Annotated in this window: 1 protein-coding gene; it reads left to right on the forward strand. The window is 53.0% G+C overall.

The window, feature by feature from the left end; genetic code table 11:
* The first annotated feature begins 685 nt into the window (after positions 1–685).
* Positions 686–1591 carry a CBS domain-containing protein gene (locus tag NB063_RS26355; RefSeq protein ID WP_250932043.1) on the forward strand — a complete coding sequence of 302 codons (906 nt, stop codon included), beginning with the start codon at positions 686–688 and terminating at the stop codon, positions 1589–1591.
* Positions 1592–1931: the final 340 nt, after the last annotated feature.

The raw sequence follows: 1931 nt of genomic DNA on the forward strand, positions 1-1931 counted from the left end.
ATTCCTGCAGACCTGCTTAAGCTCGCTGAATTGACGCGGAGACGTCCGCTACCCGATAGCGGCATTTGCGTTCCACGCTCTTGAGGGCCGAGACTGAGCGACGAGCCGACAGGAGGCAACTTCGCTAGATCCCAATGGGAGGCAATCGATCGCGAATCGGCTAAACGATCTAATCGCTTGGTTGACCTCGTCGGAATTCAATCGATGTGATGAGATTGCTTGGCAAGCGAGGCACTGCATCCTGAGTTTTGCCCGCCCAGAACAAGGTGACAGGCAAGGGTGTTTTACCATCGTCACGCCGCCCCAAGAAAGCTTACGCAATCATGCGAAACACCGCGCTGATTCACGCCATCCGCAAAGTTGGATTGGGTCTCGCAGCGTCACCGAAACGACCAACGAATCGTATTGACGAACGCTTGCTCAAGGTCTTGGAGGGTAAAAAATCGGTCCGTCCGATTCGCCGCCTTCTGATTCTTCAACGGCGGCTTGTGCGATAGATCACAAAGTTTGTGCCATCGGTTCATCGCCTCTTAAAGACTTATCGCCCAGAAACAGAGGTTCCATTGCCAAAAGATTGACTCAGCGCGACCGCTGACTTAACTTGGCTTAGTGTGTCCGTGGTATCGAATTCCGCTGTCAAGGATGCATTCTTTGATTGCTGTCCAGTGACTCGTAGGAGAATAACATGGTTTGGGAAGTCAAAACGGCTAACGAGTTCATGCGTACTAAGCTGGTAACGCTCACTCCCAAAACTCCCGTGATGGATGGCGTTGCGAAGCTATTTAGGGACAACATATCCGGAGCCCCGGTGACCGAAGCGGGTGCCAATTATCTGGGTGTCTTCTCAGAGAAATGCTGCATGAACGCACTCGATGATGCGGTCGAACGGTCCAGTCAATCTCGTCTACACATTCCTACCGTTGACGAGTTCATGGTCTCGTCGTTGATCACCCTGACGCCCAAGATTGATGTGTTCGAAGCCATCGATCAAATCCTGGCGAGGCATATTTCGGGTGCCCCGGTGTTGAACGACCAAGGTGAGTTCTTGGGAATCTTCTCCGAGAAAACGGCGATGCGAGTCTTAATCGCCGCCGCTTACGACCAGCTGCCTGGGACGAGTGTTGACGCCTACATGAACACCGACGATCGACGAATCATCCACAAGAATGACACGTTGTTGGAAATCGCACACAAATTCCAACAAACCCCGTATCGCCGATTACCGGTACTCGAGAACAAGAAACTGATCGGTCAGGTCAGCCGCCGCGATGTGATCAAGTGTGAACATCAGCTAGCGACTGAGCTGACCGACAACATGACGGAACAAAAGTTCGTTGATGACTACATGGATCGCAACGCCAGAACCGTGACCACCTCGGATGATTTGCTAAACATCGCACAGATCTTTCTAAGCACACCCTACCGGCGACTTCCCGTGGTTGAATCTGGTCGTCTCTTGGGACAGATCAGCCGTCGTGATTTGCTCGCAGCCGCTGCGGACATTTTACGTCCCAAAGCGAAAGCGCGACGCGGCGCCGAGACGCTGTACCTCAGTCCGCTCAATGACACAGCTCCGCCATCTTGGAGCTAACCAAGCAGCTGAGTTGCGACCGAAATTCAACACCACGAAGATTCACTTGACACGGGTAACACGTTGAGTGAATCGCCCGGGTGGGTCGTGAATTTCAAGACCGCGAGTGGGACGAAGCCCACTTTGCCAGATCGCCGCAACACTACTTATCGAAGCCTGGAGTTCGGGCAAAATCGAGTCTCCTCGTGTTGAGAACCGACCAACTACTAAGCAGGTACATAGAAGTGATTCGGTATAACGACAATTCCGCTGATCGTGGTCGGTTCGGCGTAGGCCGGACCAAGGAGCCTAAGCGAGGCAGTTCCGGCACGACTGAGCAAGTGAATGCCGAAACTCGCAA

This window comes from Aporhodopirellula aestuarii, from assembly GCF_023701485.1.
GTDB lineage: Bacteria > Planctomycetota > Planctomycetia > Pirellulales > Pirellulaceae > Rhodopirellula > Rhodopirellula aestuarii.